General features: G+C 69.6%; 17 protein-coding genes. 1 reads left to right on the forward strand and 16 read right to left on the reverse strand.

Annotation, left to right across the window (positions count from 1 at the left end; all coding sequences use genetic code 11):
* Positions 1-11: 11 nt before the first annotated feature.
* Positions 12-836, reverse strand: coding sequence for an alpha/beta fold hydrolase (locus BKK81_RS20410; protein ID WP_071017218.1), 825 nt, complete (start codon positions 834-836; stop codon positions 12-14).
* 253 nt (positions 837-1089) lie between these two features.
* Complete coding sequence (locus BKK81_RS20415; RefSeq protein WP_071017220.1) at positions 1090-2097, reverse strand: helix-turn-helix domain-containing protein; 1008 nt, start codon at positions 2095-2097, stop codon at positions 1090-1092.
* Positions 2098-2499: 402 nt separating this feature from the next.
* Here BKK81_RS20415 and BKK81_RS20420 point away from each other — a divergent pair, with 402 nt between their 5' ends.
* Positions 2500-3387 (forward strand): hypothetical protein, encoded by an 888-nt coding sequence (locus BKK81_RS20420; RefSeq protein ID WP_071017222.1) that lies wholly within the window; start codon positions 2500-2502, stop codon positions 3385-3387.
* A gap of 52 nt (positions 3388-3439) precedes the next feature.
* Here BKK81_RS20420 and BKK81_RS20425 read toward each other — a convergent pair whose 3' ends face one another.
* The 14 genes from BKK81_RS20425 to BKK81_RS20490 form a co-directional block, all read right to left on the reverse strand.
* A complete protein-coding gene (locus tag BKK81_RS20425; protein ID WP_071017224.1) occupies positions 3440-4615 on the reverse strand; it encodes a porin in 1176 nt (391 codons plus the stop codon).
* A gap of 407 nt (positions 4616-5022) precedes the next feature.
* Positions 5023-5823, reverse strand: coding sequence for a TetR/AcrR family transcriptional regulator (locus BKK81_RS20430; protein WP_071017226.1), 801 nt, complete (start codon positions 5821-5823; stop codon positions 5023-5025).
* Positions 5824-5934: 111 nt separating this feature from the next.
* The gene (locus BKK81_RS20435; protein WP_071017227.1) at positions 5935-7194 is read right to left on the reverse strand and encodes an MFS transporter; all 1260 of its coding nucleotides are present in this window, start codon (positions 7192-7194) and stop codon (positions 5935-5937) included.
* 77 nt (positions 7195-7271) lie between these two features.
* A complete protein-coding gene (locus BKK81_RS20440) occupies positions 7272-8027 on the reverse strand; it encodes a maleate cis-trans isomerase family protein (RefSeq protein ID WP_071017229.1) in 756 nt (251 codons plus the stop codon).
* A gap of 25 nt (positions 8028-8052) precedes the next feature.
* Positions 8053-8550 carry an acyl-CoA thioesterase gene (locus tag BKK81_RS20445; protein WP_071017231.1) on the reverse strand — a complete coding sequence of 166 codons (498 nt, stop codon included), beginning with the start codon at positions 8548-8550 and terminating at the stop codon, positions 8053-8055.
* Positions 8547-9704 (reverse strand): FAD-dependent monooxygenase, encoded by a 1158-nt coding sequence (locus BKK81_RS20450; protein WP_071017233.1) that lies wholly within the window; start codon positions 9702-9704, stop codon positions 8547-8549. The genes BKK81_RS20445 and BKK81_RS20450 overlap by 4 nt, the downstream gene beginning before the upstream one ends.
* Positions 9701-10609 (reverse strand): VOC family protein, encoded by a 909-nt coding sequence (locus BKK81_RS20455; protein ID WP_071017234.1) that lies wholly within the window; start codon positions 10607-10609, stop codon positions 9701-9703. The genes BKK81_RS20450 and BKK81_RS20455 overlap by 4 nt, the downstream gene beginning before the upstream one ends.
* A 1-nt stretch (position 10610) precedes the next feature.
* Positions 10611-12344 carry an AMP-binding protein gene (locus BKK81_RS20460; protein WP_071017236.1) on the reverse strand — a complete coding sequence of 578 codons (1734 nt, stop codon included), beginning with the start codon at positions 12342-12344 and terminating at the stop codon, positions 10611-10613.
* Between the two features lie 77 nt (positions 12345-12421).
* Entirely contained in the window at positions 12422-13609 is a 1188-nt protein-coding gene (locus BKK81_RS20465) for an alpha/beta hydrolase (protein ID WP_071021903.1), read from the reverse strand.
* A gap of 431 nt (positions 13610-14040) precedes the next feature.
* Positions 14041-14508, reverse strand: a complete 468-nt coding sequence (locus BKK81_RS20470) for a RidA family protein (RefSeq protein ID WP_071017238.1) — start codon at positions 14506-14508, stop codon at positions 14041-14043.
* Between the two features lie 88 nt (positions 14509-14596).
* The gene (locus tag BKK81_RS20475) at positions 14597-15250 is read right to left on the reverse strand and encodes a helix-turn-helix transcriptional regulator (RefSeq protein WP_071017240.1); all 654 of its coding nucleotides are present in this window, start codon (positions 15248-15250) and stop codon (positions 14597-14599) included.
* Positions 15251-15381: 131 nt separating this feature from the next.
* Positions 15382-16245, reverse strand: coding sequence for an ABC transporter ATP-binding protein (locus BKK81_RS20480; RefSeq protein ID WP_231908183.1), 864 nt, complete (start codon positions 16243-16245; stop codon positions 15382-15384).
* A complete protein-coding gene (locus BKK81_RS20485; protein WP_071021907.1) occupies positions 16242-16961 on the reverse strand; it encodes an ABC transporter permease in 720 nt (239 codons plus the stop codon). The genes BKK81_RS20480 and BKK81_RS20485 overlap by 4 nt, the downstream gene beginning before the upstream one ends.
* Positions 16958-17644, reverse strand: coding sequence for an ABC transporter permease (locus tag BKK81_RS20490; RefSeq protein ID WP_071017241.1), 687 nt, complete (start codon positions 17642-17644; stop codon positions 16958-16960). The genes BKK81_RS20485 and BKK81_RS20490 overlap by 4 nt, the downstream gene beginning before the upstream one ends.
* Between the last annotated feature and the right edge of the window lie 54 nt (positions 17645-17698).

Genomic DNA, 17698 nt, shown 5'->3' on the forward strand with positions numbered 1-17698 from the left:
CGGCGCTGCGCTCAGCGCGCCGCCGCCCGCATGCCGGGCACGGCGTCCAGGAAGGCCGCGATGCGCTGCGCCACCTGCTGCTCGCGTTCGCGATGGGGCACGTGGCGCGTGCCGGGCATCAGCTCCATCTGCGCCGGCCCGCCGGCCAGGCGCGTGAACATGTCCGGATGCACGTCGGAGCCGTACTCGTCTTCGCTGCCGTGGATGGCCAGCAGCGGGCAGCGCACCGACGGCAGCGTGTCCGCCAGCGACCAGTCGGCGAAGGCCGGTCCCAGCCAGGTCCCGATCCAGGCATCCAGCACCCACTGCGTCTTGCCGCCGTGATAGCGCGCCAGGCGCTGGAACTGCTCGGGCTGGGCGAACTGGACCTTGGCATCGCGGATGCCGGCCAGCGTCTTCTCTTCGACGAAGGCCTGGGCCGCTTCGGTGACCAGGGCTTCGCAGTCATCGCCGGCCGCCGCCGCGCAATAGGTCGCCATGCCGCCGCCGACGCTGTGCCCCATCACGACAAAGCGCCCGATGCCAAGCTGCGCGCGCAGGCGCGGGAAGACCTCGGTGGACTCGGCCCGTACGAAGTCCGGGCCGAGCCGGTCGGCGCGTGCCTCGGACTCGCCGAAACCGGGCCGGTCGTAGGCGATCACGCGGCGCCCGCTGTGGCGCGCCAGCGTGGCCGGGAAGGTGCCCCACAGGCGCACGCAGCCGAGCGAGTCGTGCATCAGCACGATGGGCGGCAGGCCGGCCGCGGCGGCATCCCCGTCCTGCCAGCTGCGCGCGAAGACGCGTCCGTGGGCGGTGTCGATCCAGTGGTCCTCGGTGATGAGTTGCGGTGCATCCATGGTGCTTTCGTGATCCCTATTTGTTGTCCCGTATCCGAGCAGATGCCGGAGCACGCCTGCGGCGGCCACGCCGACGATCACGGTCGGCAGCAGCGGCAGGCGCGCCGCCGCCAGCACGGCCAGGGCCGGTGCCGGCGGGTCGGCCGGCCTCGCGCAAGCAAGGGCGGCGCGACCACGGCGATCAAGACACATCCGGGCACATTTTCCATCACTGCGCGCCTTCGTGGGCCGAGCGCAGTACCAGGCACCCGGGTCAGACCGGGGCGGCCGGCATGCGCAGCTCCTGCGGCGTCATCTCGTAGGCGCGGCGGAAGGCGCGCGAGAAGTCCGACGGGGTCTTGAAGCCGCAGGCGTAGGCGATGTCCTTGACCGGTATCTGCGGGAAGGCCACCAGCTCGTGCGCGGCCAGGCGCAGGCGCAGCCGCTGGATGTAGCGGGCCAGCCCGCCCTCGTGCTGGAACAGCCGGTAGACCGAGGGGCGCGCCAGGCCCAGCGCATCCAGCACGCTGTCCGGCGACAGTTCGGCCTCGTGCAGGTGGTGCCGGATATGCCGCAGCACCTGGCCGTACATCTGCGCGCGCTCCACCGCGCGCGCGTTGCCGAGCAATCCGGCCTGCCGGCCGTAGGCCTCGGCCAGCAGGCGGACGATGGCACGCAGATGGAAGCCCGCCTCGGCCGCCGGCATGTGCCGGATGCGGCCCGCCAGGGCCGCGCACCGCTCGATGATGAGCCGGGCGATCGGCACGTCGGCGCCGATCGCCCGGCCATGGATGGTGGCCGGGTCGACCAGCAGGTCCTCCAGCACCTGGCCGGACACGAAGAGGGTGATGACGCGGCAGGCGTGGCGGATCATGCGCACGGGCTGGTCCATATCGAGCCCGAGGATGCCGTCGGCCACGGCGGCGTCGGTGCGCCTGGCGCGCCGCCCCGACAGGATCCCGGTGCCGCCCGACAGGAAGATGTGGAAGGCGAAGCTGCGCACGCTGTCGCGCGAGATGCGGGCGATGGTGCGCTCGATCTGCAGCGTATCCGTCACGCAGTCGGTGAAGGCGATGCCGCCGGCGTCGTAGCGCGCGATGGCGCCGCGGAAGGGCTGCGCGAGCTGGTCGCGCAGCGGCAGCACATCCATCACGTGTCCGACGCGGCCGCGCCATGCCAGCAGCTGCTGGTGGAACGGCTCGCCCGCGACGTCGAAGTAGCTGAAGGTGACGCGCTCGGCGTCCGGCGCGGGATGGCCTGGCCAGATCGGATGATTCGGCATGGAACGTGGCGCGGCCGGATGGGATGGGGGCATATGTCGGCCGGGATAGCCGGACGACCGTAGCGGCATCGGCGCGGCGCTGTCAAGAGCGCCCACGCATTTTTTCCCCCGGCGCCGCCACAGAAACTGAGACGCATGGTCAAGCCCTCCGGCGATGGGATTGCATGCTTCCCCATGCTTCCCTCACTCCGGCGCCCGCGGCAAGAGCCAGCCAGGCGTGCACCGGTCCGGTGCCTGCGCGCCGGGCAGGGAACGCGGAGGACAAGCTGCGCCATCCACGAGCGCGCGGCCTCCGCAAGCCAGAACAGCAGAACGGCGGAACAACGACGGGACGACGCGCCGGCCTACGGCGCGCGATCCCGGGTCCAGGGCCAAGGGTCAAGCGTCAGGGGGCGGGAAGTCATGCAGCACAACAGGAGCGCGGCGCCGGGCCGCAAAGAGTGGGATCGCGAAGCGCTGGACCGCGCATTCTCGACGTTCGCCGGCATGGAAGGGGGCAATCCGGCGGCGGCGGTCTGGATCTGCGACGCCATGCCGCTCTTCCTCGGCATGCCATTGCCGCTGGCCTTGCAGGGCCGCCCCGAGCCGGACGCGTGGGATGCCGCCTACCGCCGCCGCCATGCCCACCTGCTGCCGCGCTGGCAGACGCACTACCGCATCGCGCGGGTGATGGCGTCGGCGCGTGCCGCGGCGCTGCCCCCCGGGCGCAGCCTGATGTCGGCGCCCGACTATTTCCACCGCCACCTCTATGCGCCGCGCGGCTGGGAATTCAAGCTGAACCTGTTCCCGCTGCCCGAGCGGCTCGATGCCGCCCTGCCGTGGACCAAGGTCTTCGCCGAGCAGCCGGAGCTGCGCTCGCGGCCGGCCTTCCTGCGCCTGTGCCGCGAAGGCGGACGCTTCCGCTTCCTGCATGGACTGCGCCAGCGCCACCGCCCGCGCGTGCTGCTGTGCCTGGGCGAGCGCCATCGCCACGACTACCTGCGTGCCTTCGGCTTCCAGGACGTGGCGGGCAGCGAAGCCGTGCTGCAGCCGGCCGACACCACCCACCGCCTGCAGATCTTCCAGCACGAGGGCACCACGCTGGTGGTGGCGCCCTCCTTCGGCGGCGTGCAGGGGCTGAGTTCGGACGTGTTGCTGGAAGCGCTGGGCACCTTCCTGGCCCAGTGGCTGCGCGCGACGGACTTCCCGCCGCTGCTGGACGAGGTGGAGCAGCCCGGCGCGCCCGCCGCGGGACCGCTGTTCCCGCAGGCAGCCGGCGCCGTGCCGATGCACGCCGGCGCAGCCGCCTGAGCGGCCACCCGGACGGCACCTCCGGCGTGCGCATCGGCCCGCGTCCGGCCGCTCAGAACTTGTGGCGGATCCCGACCGCCATGCCCAGCATCGACGACTGGCCGCTGGCCGGCGCGTAGCTGTTGCCCAGCGACAGGCTGTTGGCAAAGCCGATCGACGCCGAGTCCAGCGCCAGTCCGGCGTTCCTGGCGTAGGCGGCGGTGAAGTAGAGATCGGTGCGCTTCGACAGGCTGTAGCCGGCGATCAGGTTGAGCTGCCAGGGGTTGGCGAGCGCGCTGTTGCCGTACAGGTTCTTCAGGTTGTCGTAGGCGTACTCGAGCGTCAGGCTGAGGGCCGGCGTGACCTGGTAGATGCCGCCCACCCAGTAGTAGTCGTCGCGCCCGATCACCGCGCCCGTCACGCCCTGGTTCTGTCCCCAGCGGTAGCCGCCGATCAGGCGCGCAGGGCCGAAGCTGTAGCTGAGCGCCGCGGCGGCCTTGCGGAAGCTGCCGCTGCCGCTGCCGATGCTCGGGTTGAACTGGTCGTAGCCGAGCGCCGCGGCCAAGGGGCCGGCGCCATAGGTAAGCGCGGCGCCGTAGGCGCTGTCGCGGCGGAACTGCCCCGGGTTCTCGCCGTTGCCGCCGATGGCGGCGCCGCCCGCCACCACCTGCGGCAGGGCCAGCCCGGTGCCGAACGACCAGTGCGCGACGGCCGTCAGGGCGCCGAAGGTGCCGCTGTACTTGATGGTGTTGTCCTCGCGGAAATTGGCGCCGGTCAGCATCACCACCGGCTCATACTGCGTGGCGAAGTAGGCCGGCACGAAGTTCGCCATGCTGTCGAACAGCGAGGTGTACTGCCGGCCCAGCGAAAGCTGGCCGAGCGTCGCGCTCTGCAGGCCGACGAAGGCCTGCCGCCCGAACAGCCGGCCGCTCTGCTGGAGGGTGCCGGTGTCGAGATTGAAGCCGCTCTCCAGCACGAAGTTCACCTTGAGTCCCTGCCCCAGGTCCTCGACGCCGCGGAGGCCCCAGCGCGAGCCCGACAGGCCGCCCGAGTTCAGGCGCACGACCTGGTTGGCGGGCCCGGAATTGAAGCCGTTGGCGGCGGTCGGCACCGTGCCCGCGTGGTTGACGAACTCGACGCTGGCATCGGCCACGCCGTAGAGCGTGACGCCGGACTGCGCGCTGGCGGCGCCCGCACAGGCCAAACAGGCCAGCAGCGCGGCGGCCGCGATGCGATGACGTTTTTTCATTTTTCTCCTCCTGGTGTTATCGATGGGGTGGTGACGGGTGTTGCGGGGGGTCGGGAAGATCGGGGGCTGGAGCATCCCGGCAACAGGGCGGGCCCCGGGGTGCTACGGATCGCTATCGGTCGCTAGGGATCACTGCGTTGTCATCGCTTGCCGCCTGCCGCGTGGCGCGGCGGCCGGGCTCGCGCCGGTCCGCTTCCGTTTTATTTGATACGGTAGCAAATAAGGATTCTAAATTAATTGCCAGCATCTCAAATAAGTGGATACCACTAGCCGGCGGTAGCAGAATTCAACGGCGGGGACTCATGGCAGCGACCGATCGCTGAACGCAGGCGCGCGCAGGAAGCGGCGCCGGGGGCCGGCAGCCCTGCCCTCGCGCGCAAGCGAGGGGGAAGAGCAGGAGAAGGAAGCTATGCCGCCTTGGCCTTGCGCTTCTTCGGCGCCGCGGCAGCCGTGCGCCAGGCCTCGATCCCGTCCAGCGTGATACGCAGCCCTTCCTCGAAGGCCGTCTCCGACGACAGGCGCGAGAAGGCCTTGGCCACGAAGCGCGCGCCGGGATACTGCCCGGCCGGCACCTGGCTCAGCTTCTCTTCGATGAAGGCCTGGTGGTAGGCCGGCAGCTGGCGCGAGGCTTCCGCCATGCTGGTCGAGACCAGGTACTGGGCGATCAGGTGGTAGGCCAGCGCGACCTGCTCGGCACTGAATCCGCCCTGCATGATGGCGGACGTCATCCGGTTGAAGAACTCCATGCCGTAGTCGGTCTCGCCGGGCTCCACGTCCTGGAACAGGCGGAAGCGGTTGTGCGAGGCCACGTAGATGCTGACGCCCGGATTCTCCAGCGCCACCTGGAAGCTCAGCCGCGCGATGCGCTCCACGTCGCCGCGCCAGTCTCCGCTGAGCGCGGGCGTGCGGCTCATGCGCATGCGGTAGTAGTCGTTGAGCACACCCGACACCAGCTTGTCGCGCCCGCCCAGGTAATAGTGGATCAGGCCGGGCGCGACGCCGAAGTCCTTGGCCAGCTGGACCATCGAGATCTGGTCCAGCGGCATGGTCCGGGTCAGCGCGATGGCGTGCTGCAGGATGGCCGTGCGGCTGAGCATGGGCTCGGCGCCGATCGGCGAATCGCTCTTGGGCGGGCGGCCGCGCCGGCGCGGGATGGGTGCGGGTGCGGGTGCGGGTTGGGCGGCGGCGGGCTTGCGTGCGGCGGACATGGTGGGGAAGCGGGGGATCGACGGGATGCGGATGGAAATTGCGCCGGTCCCAATTCTACTCCGCCCGCCGTGCCGGCCCTGCCCTGTGCCGCCCTGCCCTGTGCCGCCCGCTCAAGCGGACACCGCCACCTCGCCCGCCGCGCCGTGGGCCGCCGGGCGCCGGTAGCGCCCCAGCGACAGCACCAGCAGCGCGGCCACGCCCAGCATGGCCGGCAGCACCAGCAGCGGCAGCGCGTAGTCGCCATGGCGGTCGAACCAGGCGCCCAGGCCGACCGGGCCGATCACGGCGCCGAAGCCGTAGCCCGAGAAGGCGATGCCGAACAGGGTGCCGAAGGCGCGCAGGCCGAAGTAGGAACGCACCAGGTAGGAGATCAGGTCGCCCTCGGCGCCGATGGTCAGGCCGATCAGCGTGGTCGCCAGCAGCAGCGTGCCGTAGTCCCCGCCCGCGCGCAGCAGCAGGATGCCCAGCGCCCCGCCGGCGAAGAAGACCGCGGCGACCAGCGGCGCGTGGATGCGGTCGATCAGGATGCCGGTGGCGATGCGGCCGACCAGCAGGCCCACCCCCACGGTGGAGGCGCTGCGGGCAGCCTCGGCCGGCGTGAAGCCGCGGTCGGCGAACATCGCCGGCAGGTGCGGCCCCAGCGACAGCGTGGCGGACGAAGCCAGCACGAAGACCAGCCAGATCGCCCACAGGCGGTAGCTGCGCAGGGCCTGGCCCAGCGTCATGCCGTCCGCCGCGGCGGAAGGCCCGCCCGCGGCGCGCGTCGGCACGTGCCGTTCGCGCAGCAGCGCGCAGGCCAGCAGCGACAGCACGATGGTGCCGCCGCCCAGCGTCGCGTAGGCAGCGCGCCAGCCGTGCGCCGTGACCAGGTACTGCGCGCTCATCGGCATCAGCACGGTGCCCGCGCCCAGGCCGCACATGGCCAGGCCCAGCGCCAGGCCCAGGCGGCGGTCGAACCACTGCGGCAGCACGGCGAGGTAGCCCAGCACCGAGGTGGCCGCCCCCGACACGCCGACCAGCACCGACAGCCAGACCCACAGCGCCTTGCTGCCGTTCTGCAGCGCCATGGCCGCCGTGGCCAGGCCGAACACCACCGCCGAACAGGCGATCACGCGCCGGATGCCGAAGCGGTCCATCAGCGAGCCGACCAGCGGGCTGACCACCGCCAGGCCGAACATCGACGCCGCGTACGACAGCGAGGCCTCCGAGCGGCCCCAGCCGAACTCGGCGGCCAGCGGCCGCACGAAGACGCCGGCCGTCGCGTTGAAGAGCGGTGCGTAGCCGGCCAGCATGCCGAGTGCCGCGCCGAGGATGACGGCGGCATAGGTCCACTTGCCGGCCGGCGGCCGGGTATCGTTCGGGGGCTGCATGGGTGTTGTCTCCAGGATGGTCGGGCACGCCTCTGCGGGCGCATGCCCCGGGGGAAAAGCGGAAGGCCGGCGCTGCCTCAGCCGAGGCCCGCGCGGCTGCCGAGGTAGGCGCCGGCGGCCGGCGCCACCGCCTCGATGCCGAGGCGGCGCATCATCTGCCGCGCGGTGCAGACCGCGGTCGAGGTGACCGGGATGCCCAGCATGGCCTGCGCCTGCTCGATGGCGGCGAAAGACGGCATCTGCACGCAGGCCGACAGCACCACGGTGTCCACGCCGGCCACGTCGAGCCGGCGCACATCGTCCAGCAACTGCATGGGATCGCGCGCGCCCACCTCCAGGTTATCGAGGATGGAGAAGTTGACGGCATCCTTGACCTCGATGCCCTCCGCCTCGATGTAGTCGACCACGGTGTGCGTGAGGGCGTCGCTGTAGGGCGCCAGCAGCGCGATGCGGCGCGCGCCGAAGTCCTTCAGTTCCTCCACCAGGGCCCCGGCCGAGGTCATGATGGCCGGCGCATGCGGCTCGCCGGCGAGGGCGGCGGACAGGTCGTCGACCACCTGGCGGTGGTAGCCCCGGCCCATGCACATGGTGGCGACCAGGCAGGCCGTGCTCATCACGTCGACGCGCGCGTCGGCGAGTTCCAGGGCACAGCGCCCCATGTCGCGGTTCATCCGCTCCAGTTCCTCGGCCACCACCCGGTGCATGCGCACCCGGCTGGCGTGGAAGGAGAAGCGCTCGGGCCGCGTGCGCATGCGGCCAGCGAAGATGGCCGGGATCTCCCGTTCCATGGTGATGTTGGAGCTGGGCACGATCTGCCCGATTCGGTATTGCATGACGTATTGCCTCGGCGGCCGGGGTTCAGGGGAATGCGGGGGACGCGGATGACGCGGAGGACCCGGATGACGCCGGCGACGGCGGCTGCAGCCACCCGGCCAGCACCGCGCGCAGCGAGTCCGGGATCGGCGTGCCGACCCGTTCGTCCAGCCGCACGCAGATCGGCGAGAAGATGGCGTCGAAGACCGGGCTGCCATCGGGCCGCCGCGCCACGCAGCGCAGGTCGAAGGAGCGCGTGCGGATGGCCTGCACCGAACACGCGATATCAATGACATCGTCCGGCCAGAGCGTGCCGATGAACTCGAAGCGCATCGCCTTGCACGGCGTGCCCACACCATGCGCCGCGCCCAGGCGCCCGCCGCCGCCCGCGAGGTGGTCGGTGAAGAGGCCCACGGCACCCAGCAGGTAGTCGGTGAAGCGGCCGGTATAGACCACCCCGGCCGGGTCGCAATCGCCCCAGCGCACGGTGCGGCGTACGACGAAGGGGCGCTCGCTCAGCACATACTCGGTGGCGCGCATCATGGCTGCTCCGCCGCCAGGCCGGCCACGCCGCCCGCGGCCAGTTCCGCCATCAGATTGGGGAACTGGGCCTGCAGGCGCTGCAGGTCGACGCGGCCGGTGCGCGTCATGAAGCGGTAGACGAACTCGTGCGGCGTCGGCAGTTCCATCCACTCGCGGATGCGCTCGTACCAGTTGTACGAGGCTTCCGAAGCGCTGATCAGCTTGGCCTTCTGCGGGCGGCGCACGTCGTCGTACTGCTGCAGTGCCGCCGGCACATCGTGCGGGTGTGCGACGATGGCATCGGCGAGCGCCATCGCGTCTTCCATGGCGATGCGCGTGCCGGAGCCGATCGAAAAGTGGGCGCTGGTCAGCGCATCGCCGATCAGGACCTTGTTGCCGGCGTGCCAGGTCTGGTTGACGATGACAGGGAACTGGCGCCACGCCGAATTGTTCGAGACCAGGCGGTAGCCGCCGAGCTCCGGCGCGAACACGGTCTCGAACAGGGCCTGGCGCGCCGCGTCCGTCATCGCTTCCATGCCGAAGTCCAGCCAGGTCTGGTGATCGCACTCGGCCACGAAGGTGCTCATGGTGTCCGAGTACGGGTAGTAGTGCGCGACGAAGTAGCCGCCGTCGTGCTTGCGGAACACCAGCGCGGGGTTCGGGAACGGCTTCTCGACGCCATACCAGGCGAAATGATTGCTCAGGTGGCGGCGGGTGGTGCCGAAGGCATCCTCGTGGGCGGCGCGCAGCCGCGAGTTGACGCCGTCGGCACCGACCACCAGGTCGGCCTGCAGCGCGTCGAAGTCCTCGATACGCTGCTGGAAGGCGATACGCACGCCCAGCGCGCGCGCCCTGGCCTGCAGGATGGCCAGCAGGCGGATGCGGGGAATGGCGCCGCCACCCGCGCCCGGGCGCTTCATCGTGATCGGATGCTCGTGGCAGACGATGGAATGGCGGTCGCTGAAGCGCATCGCCTGCGCCAGCTCGTCGACCACCACCGGCGAGGCCGCGCGCAGGTTGGACAGCCCGGTATCGGCCAGCACCACGCCGAAGCCGAAGGTGGCGTCTTCCGGATTCTGCTCGTAGACGTCGATCTCGACGCCGGCCATGCGCTCCTTGAGCAGGATCGAGAGGAACAGGCCCGAGGGGCCGCCGCCGATGATTGCGATCTTCATGCCGGCTCTCCCGCCGTGACCACCAGCGCGTCCATGTCGAACTGCTGGATCGAACCGCGCAGGCCGCCGGTCAGCGCGCCGTACCAGACCGCGGGCTTGAAGCCGAGCGCCTTGCGCTGGAAGCGCAGCCCGGGGTTGCCGTCGATGCGCACGTAGCCGTTGGCGAGGCGGGTGGTGGCATAGCCCTCGCTGTGCCGCGCGGCCTCGACCAGGGCGGCGAACTCGGGCACGTCCAGCACGTAGATCGAGGCGCGCTGCGGCGCGCCGGCGGCCGCGCCGGTGCCGGCATCGGTGCCGGCCTCCGGTCCCGGATCGATGCGACTGCCCTTGCGCTGCCACACCGGCTCGATCGAGTCGAAGCCGGCGCCGTCGCGCCCGGCCTGCTCCAGCTCGATCGCGGCCTCGATGGTGCGCGCGGCGTCCTCGCGGTCGGCCGTGCCGAACGGCCGCATCTGCCAGGTGATCTCGATCGGGTAGCCGTTCGGATCGTTGAAATAGATCGACTCGATCACCTCGTGGCGGATCTGGTAGCGCACCGGGATGCCGGCCGCCTCCGCGCGCTGGCGCCAGGCCAGCAGCTCGGCCTCGTCGCGCACGCGCCAGGCGGTGTGGGTGGCGCGGTCCTGGTAGTGCTCGCGCACGGCCAGCCAGTCGGGCCGCTCGGTGCCGATGTAGTAGAAGAAGGCGATGGTGCTGCCGTTGCCGCTGTCGAAGAAGAAGTGCAGGAAGTCGGCATGGTTGTCCGGCCCCCAGCCCTTGGCGGAGATCGCATGCACCAGCGGCAGGCCGAGCCGGTCGCGGTAGAACTGCACGGTCTCGGCAAGCTTCCAGGTCGGGCGCGCGGTATGGTGCACGCCGTGCAGGGCGAGGACGGGGAGGTCGGACGGAATCGTGGCTTGGGTCATCTCACTTTCCTTCAGTGATGGCAGAGGCGGTGGCGGTGGAGGTGGGGGCGGTGGAGGCGGTGGGGGCTTCGGCCTCCAGCACCTGGACGATGCGCTGGCGCAGCAGCACCTTGCTCAACTTGCCGGACGCGGTCAGCGGGAACTCCGTGATCACCTCCAGGCGCTCGGGCCACTTGAACTTGGCCAGACCGGCTTCCTGCAGGAACTGCGTCAGCACGGGCAGGGTCGGCGCCGGCGCGGCCGGCTTGGGAATGATGAAGGCGCAGACGCGCTCGCCGTACACCTTGTCGGGCATGCCGACCACCGCGCAGGCCAGCACGGCCGGGTGTTCCTGGATCACGTTCTCCAGCTCCTCGGCGTTGATCTTCTCGCCGCCGCGATCGACCACGTCCTTGATGCGGCCGCAGAAGAAGTAGTAGCGGCGGCCGTCGACCACGCGCGAGCTCATCAGGTCGCCGGAGCGGTAGAAGCCGTCGGCGGTGAAGCGGTGCACGTCTTCCTGCTCCGACTTGTAGTAGCCGCGGATGGTGTAGGGACCGCGGAACAGCGCCTCGCCGACCTCGCCGTCGGCGACCTCGTCCTCCGTGCCCGGATGGACGATGCGTACCTCGTCCTGCGCGCACACCGGCCGCCCGACCGAAGCGTCGCGGATTTCCGGCGCGTCGTCGGGGCGGGTGAACATGATCACGCCCTCGGTCATGCCGAAGATATGGCGGGTGGGCGAGCCGGTCAGCCGGGTCAGGTTGGTGGCGTTCTTCGGCGCGATGAAGTTGCGGCGCGCGCGCGCCTGCGCATCGCCCTTGGCCAGCTCCGGCGCGATGCGCATCAGGATCGGGCCCGCCACGCCGAACCAGGTGGGCGCATAGTCGCGCACCAGTCCCTGCAGGTTCACTTCGCCGATGTCGGGCGACACCGTCACGGTGGCGCCGCTGAGCAGGAAGGGGCCGAAGAAGCAGCCCATATTGAGGTTGTGCAGGTAGGGCGTGGGGAAGAACAGCACATCCTCCTGCGTGTAGCCGTTGAACGCGGCCACCGCGCGCATGTTGTACAGGTACTCGTTGTGGAAGCGCGGGATGATCTTGGGCACCCCGGTCGATCCGCCCGAGAGCTGGAACACCGCCACCTGGAAGGGCTCGTGGCGCACCGCGGCGAGGCGCTCGCGCGCCGCCTCCAGCGGCATGTCGCGGATCAGGTCCTGCAGCAGCACGGCGCGGCCGCGCCGCTGCCCGCGCGCCTGCAGGATGAAGGCGAGGCTGCCGACCTCCTGCTGCATCGACTCGGCGAAGGCGACGTCGTCGAACTTGGGATCGTCGCCCTGCACGAAGTGCAGGCGGGCCTCGCAGAGATTGCCGAGGTAGCCGATCTCCAGCTTGCGGAAGGCCTGCAGCGAGCACAGCGGAATGACGCCGGCCTTCAGGCAGGCGAAGAAGGTCAGCAGCAGCTCGTTGCAGTTGCCGCACTGGAAGATGGCGCGGTCCAGCGGGCGCATGCCGAGCGCGAGCAGGGCCGCGCCCAGGCGGTCGGTGGCCTCGTCGAGCTGGGCGTAGCTGTACTCGCCCTCCGGGCCCGCCAGGGCCAGGCGCCCGGCGTGCGTGCGGAAGGCGTCCCGGAAGCCGCCGGCGAGCGTCTCGCGGTTCAGCACGCCTTGTTCCATGTAGCGGCGCAGGCGCGCCTCGTCCGGATAGCGGACCCCCTCCAGGAGCACGGATGGCCTGACGCTGTCGATCTGCTGCATGTCTGTCTACCTCTGTCTGTCGTTTTCGGTGTCTCGATCGGTCGATGGCCCCGCCGGGGCGTGGCGGCACACCGGCCCTAAACCATGGTCTCGCGCAGCCATTCCACGATATGCCGCCCGGCCACGCGCTGGCCCGGCTCTTCGTCGCGGCCGAGCGCCATGCCGTGATGGTTGCCGCGCACGCGCAGGTGGCGCTTGTCGGCGGCGGGGATCTGCTCGTAGATGGCGCGGATCTCGGCCGGGAAGGTGCACTGGTCGCCGGTGTACTCGATCAGCAGGGTCGGCTGGTGCAGGCTGCCGAGCGTCTTGTCCAGCGAGGCGTTCGACGACAGCCCCGACCACGTCGACAGCCACGATTCGGGCGTCACCACGCGCGCGAACCCCACGCTGCCCCAGTTGGAAACGAAGGGGTCCCTGCCCCACAGCGAACCGGGCTTGCGGTCCGACGGGTCGAGCGTGGTATCCCAGGCACGCAGGTCGGCATCGGTGCGCCACACGGTGAAGACCGGTGCGTGCGCGGCGACGCGGTGCTCCAGCTCGCTCGCAGTGCCCGCCTTGACACGCTGGCGGGCCTCCTGCTTGGCCTGCAGCAAGGCACGCGCATGCGCGTCGATGTGCGCCACGCGCGCCGCCTGCGCCTCGCGGTAACGCGTGACGAACCCGGGCGCATAGCGCGCCTGCCCCGTCTGCGCGTCGTAGCCGTTGGCCGCGGCGAACGGGTCCAGCGCCGCGTCGGCACGCATCGGATCCTGCTCGTCGACCACCGAGGCGTCGAGGCCGCTCATCAGCAGCTTGCCCTGGCCGGGATGCGGCGACACCAGGATCATGCCGTCCACCTCCGGCATGTGCACTTCGCCCAGCAGGGTCGGCCGGCCCGCCGGCGTGCGCGCGATGCGCAGCTCGCGCGGCGTCAGCGCCTGCTGGTTGTAGAAGGTGTAGAGGCCCGCGCCGCCCGAGTTGCCGAGCAGCACGATGCGCTCGTAGCCGAGGTCGCGCAGGTGCGACATGCCCGCCGCCACGTCGAGCAGGGCGATCTCGTGCTCCAGCCGCAGGTCGTTGCCGATCGAGCGCGGCCCCTGCACCCAGCAGGCACAGCCGGCGTCCAGCACGAACGGCACGAGATAGTGCGTGATCGCCATCTCGCGCGGATGCATCAGCGAGACCACGGTGCGCTCCTTGCCGGTGACGGTGAAAAGGAATCCCAGCGTACGCTGCCCGTCGGCGGTGCTCAAGGCATACGGCACCATCTGGTAGGGGCGTGTCATCAGCCGCGCATCCCAGGATGCGCCGCGCATCCCCGCCGTCACCTGGGCCTTGTCCTGCTCTGTCACGATGCCGTCTCCTTGGTTCTGGATGCCGCGGCCCCATCGGCCCGGCGTGATTTGATACAGTCTCAAATAAAGTCGCGCTGAAGTCGCGTCAGCGTCGCCGACAGACGACACCAGCGGCCTCATCGCTGCCCGCGCCAGGATCCGGCACGGCCTGCGCCGTGGAAGTCGGCGTCACGCTCTATTTGATATGCTGTCAAATATCGACGTTATTTGAATGGATGTCAAATAGTGGTTTCCCCTGAGGCGGCCGGAGCGGCCCGCCTCGGGGGAACGGCAGGACAGGCAGGGGGGAATGCGGCCAGGACGGGCCGCACAGGACAAGGGAAACGCCGGGCTGGCGCCGCCGAAGGCCCGGCGCGCGGGGCTTAGGCGTCCGCCACCTCGACCACCATCTCGATCTCGACGCAGGCTCCCATCGGCAGTTGCGCGACGCCGAAGGCACTGCGCGCGTGGCGTCCCCGCTCGCCGAAGACGTCGAGCAGAAGCGCCGAGGCGCCATTCGTCACGATGTGCTGCTCCGTGAAGTCCTCCGTCGAGTTCACCAGGCTCATCACCTTGACGATGCGCGTGACGCGGCCCAGGTCGCCGAGAAAGGCATGCAGGGTGGCGACCAGGTCGAGGGCGGCCGCCCGGGCCGCTGCCTGGCCCTCCTCCGTGCCGACGTCCTTGCCCAGCTTGCCGACCCAGGCTCCTCCGTCCTTGCGGGCGATATGGCCGGATACGAACACGGTGTTGCCGGTACGCGCAGCCATCTCGAATGCGGCCCCCGTCACCTTGACCGGGTCCAGCACGATGCCCAATGCCGCCAGGCGGTCGTAGGCCGTTTCACTCATTGTCTTCTCCATGCGTTGCGGTTCCTGCCCGCCGCCGACGCGCGTCGCCGGCGGGCACTCGATCGAGGCGGCCCAGCGGCCTCGCCTCTTACAGTTCGGGCTCCGAGCCGTCCCGCAGCCCTTTCAAATGCTTGTAGACGGTGGCGCGCCCCATGCCGAGGATGGTCGCCACATAATTCGCCGCGCTCTTGCCGTTGAAGGCGCCTTCCAGGTACAGCGCCTCCACCAGTTCGCGCTTGTGGTCGCGGTTCAGGCTGTTCAGCGCCAGTTGCCGCTTCTGCAACCACTCGTGCAGGAAGATATTGATACGCTCCTGCCAGTCGTCCTTGAACAGGTCCACCGGACGCGAGGCCACACCGATGCCCTTGACGAACAGCTCCAGCGCCGCGCCGATGTCCTCGAACACGGCGATATTGAAGTTGATGCACATGACCCCGACCGGATGGCCGTCCTCGGCGTCGATGGTGACGCTGATCGAGCGCATGCGGCGCCCGTCCCAGTTCATCTTCTCGTAGGGACCGTAGATCTTCTTGCGGGCGTTGATGTCGAGCTCGTCGATCGCCGAATCATCGCCCACTTCACGTCGCGACAGGTTGTTGGCGATATGGATCACCTGCCGGTCGACGGTATCGTGGATGACCACCTCCGCATAGGGAAAAAACAGCGTGGCGATGCTGTCCGCGATCGGCGCATAGCGCTTGAGCAGCATGGCTTTCCTGGTTGTGTCCTTCGCCCTCTTCATCACTCCCCCAGATCGATTCCGCGCAGCGGCCGCCCGGCAGGCGGCCGAAACCGGAACGATACCTGATGGCGCGGGGATGGCCGGCAAGGCCGGCCGCTCCGGTGCCCCGGAGGAAAGCGCCGGCGCGGTCCTTACTTCAGGTTGTTCGACAGGAACTGGCGCAGGCGCGCCGACTGCGGGTCGGCGAACAGCGCCTCTCCCCGGCCGGCCTCCTCGACCTTGCCCTGGTGCAGGAACATGACCTGGGTCGAGACCGAGCGGGCGAATCCCATCTCGTGCGTGACGACCACCATGGTCCGCCCCTCGGCGGCAAGCTGCTGCATGACCTTGAGCACCTCGCCCACCAGTTCGGGATCGAGCGCCGAGGTGGGCTCGTCGAACAGCAGCACGTCCGGCTTCATGGCCAGCGCCCGCGCGATCGCCACGCGCTGCTGCTGGCCGCCGGACAGGTGGGCCGGATAGGCGCGCATGGCCTGCGGCGTCAGGCCCACCTTGTCCAGGCAATGCGCGGCCCATTCGAGCGCTTCCTTCTTCTTCACGCCGAGCACGTGCTGGGGCGCCTCGGTCACGTTCTCCAGCACGGTCATGTGCGACCACAGGTTGAAGTGCTGGAACACCATCGACAGACGCGTGCGGAGTCGGCGCAGCTGGCGGGGATCGGTGACGCACATGCGTCCGTCCTTGCCGGGCTGCATCTTCACGGCCTCCCCGTTGACCACGACCTGCCCCGCGTCCGGTTGTTCGAGGAAGTTCATGCAGCGCAGGAAGGTGCTCTTGCCGGAGCCGCTCGAACCGATGATGGAGATCACGTCGCCGGGATCCGCCTGCAGCGAAACGCCCGACAGCACCTGGTGGCTGCCGTAGCTCTTGTGGATGTCGGTGGCGGTCAGCGCCGCGCCGACGCCGCCGACGCCGGTGAGGCCGCTGGCTGCGGCTGCCGCGCCCTGGCGGAGGGCAGAGGATTCGTGGATCGACTTCATGGCCAAGGATGTCATGGTTGCTTTGCCGCCGGCCGCAGGAAGGCCAGCCATTTGTGCTCCGCCTTGCGGAACAGGTGGACGATGGCGAGCGAGACCGCCAGGTACAGCACGGCGGCCAGCCCGAAGGCTTCGAACGATCGATACGTCGCCGCGTTGGCATCGCGCGCCACCTTGAGCAGGTCCGGCACCGTGGCGACGAAGGCGACCGAGGTCGCGTGCAGCATCAGGATGACTTCGTTGCCGTAGTTCGGCAGCGCGCGCCGCAATGCCGACGGCAGGATGACGCGCAGGTAGAGCGTCCAGCGCGACATGCCATAGGCCTTGCCCGCCTCCACCTCGCCATACGGCGTGCTGGCGATCGCGCCGGCAAAGATCTCCGTGGTGTAGGCGCAGGTGTTCAGGCCGAAAGCGAGCACGGCGCAATTGAAGCCATTGCGGAAGAAGTGGTTCAGCACGTCCACCTCCCGCACCAGCGACAGCCCGTAGACCCCCGAGTAGATCAGCAGCAGCTGGACATAGAGCGGCGTGCCGCGGAACAGGTAGGTGTACAGCCTGACCGGCATCGACAGCGCGCGATGGGTGGAGACACGCGCCACCGCCAGCGGCACCGCCGCCAGGAAGCCGATCAGCAGCGACAGCACCAGCAGCCACAGCGTCATGGCCAGTCCGGTCATCTTCGCGCCATCGGAGTAGAGGTAGGCCCTCCAGTATTCCTGCAGGATTTCCATCAGATCTTCGCCTCCCTCACGCCGGCGGAATAGCGCTTGCCCAGCCAGGCCAGCACCAGGTTGGAAATGGACGTCAGCGCCAGGTAGATGACCGCGGCGACGAGAATGAAATGAAACATGCTGAAGGTGCTCTTGCCCGCGTCCAGCGCGACCTTCACCAGGTCCGACAGCCCGATCAGCGAGACCAGCGCGGTCGCCTTGACCAGCACCTGCCAGTTGTTGGCGATGCCCGGCAGCGCGAAGCGCATCATCTGGGGAAAGAGGATGCGGCGGAACACCTGGAAGCCGCTCATGCCGGCCGACACGCCGGCCTCGATCTGCCCTGCGGGCACCGCGATGAAGGCGCCACGGAAGGTCTCGGTGAAATAGGCCCCGTAGATGAAGCCGATCGTCATCACCCCGGCGAAGAAGGGATCGATGTCGAACTGCTCCATCTGGAGATGGTCGGTCAGCTGGTTGACCCACATCTGGATGCTGTAGAACAGCAGCAGCATCAGCACCAGGTCGGGCACGCCCCGCACCAGCGTGGTGTAGCACGAGGCGATCCGGTTCAATGCCGCGAACCTCGACACTTTGGCGCTGGCGCCGAGCAGGCCCAGCGCGATCGCCAGCGCCAGGGACAGCAGCGCCAGCTTGATGGTCTGCCAGGTGCCCAAGGCGATCACCCAGCCATATCCTTGCAACATCGTCGACTCCTCCCGCCGCCGGATCCCGCTCGGCGATCCGTGGCCCTGATTGAT

Source organism: Cupriavidus sp. USMAHM13, from assembly GCF_001854285.1.
Classification (GTDB): domain Bacteria; phylum Pseudomonadota; class Gammaproteobacteria; order Burkholderiales; family Burkholderiaceae; genus Cupriavidus; species Cupriavidus malaysiensis.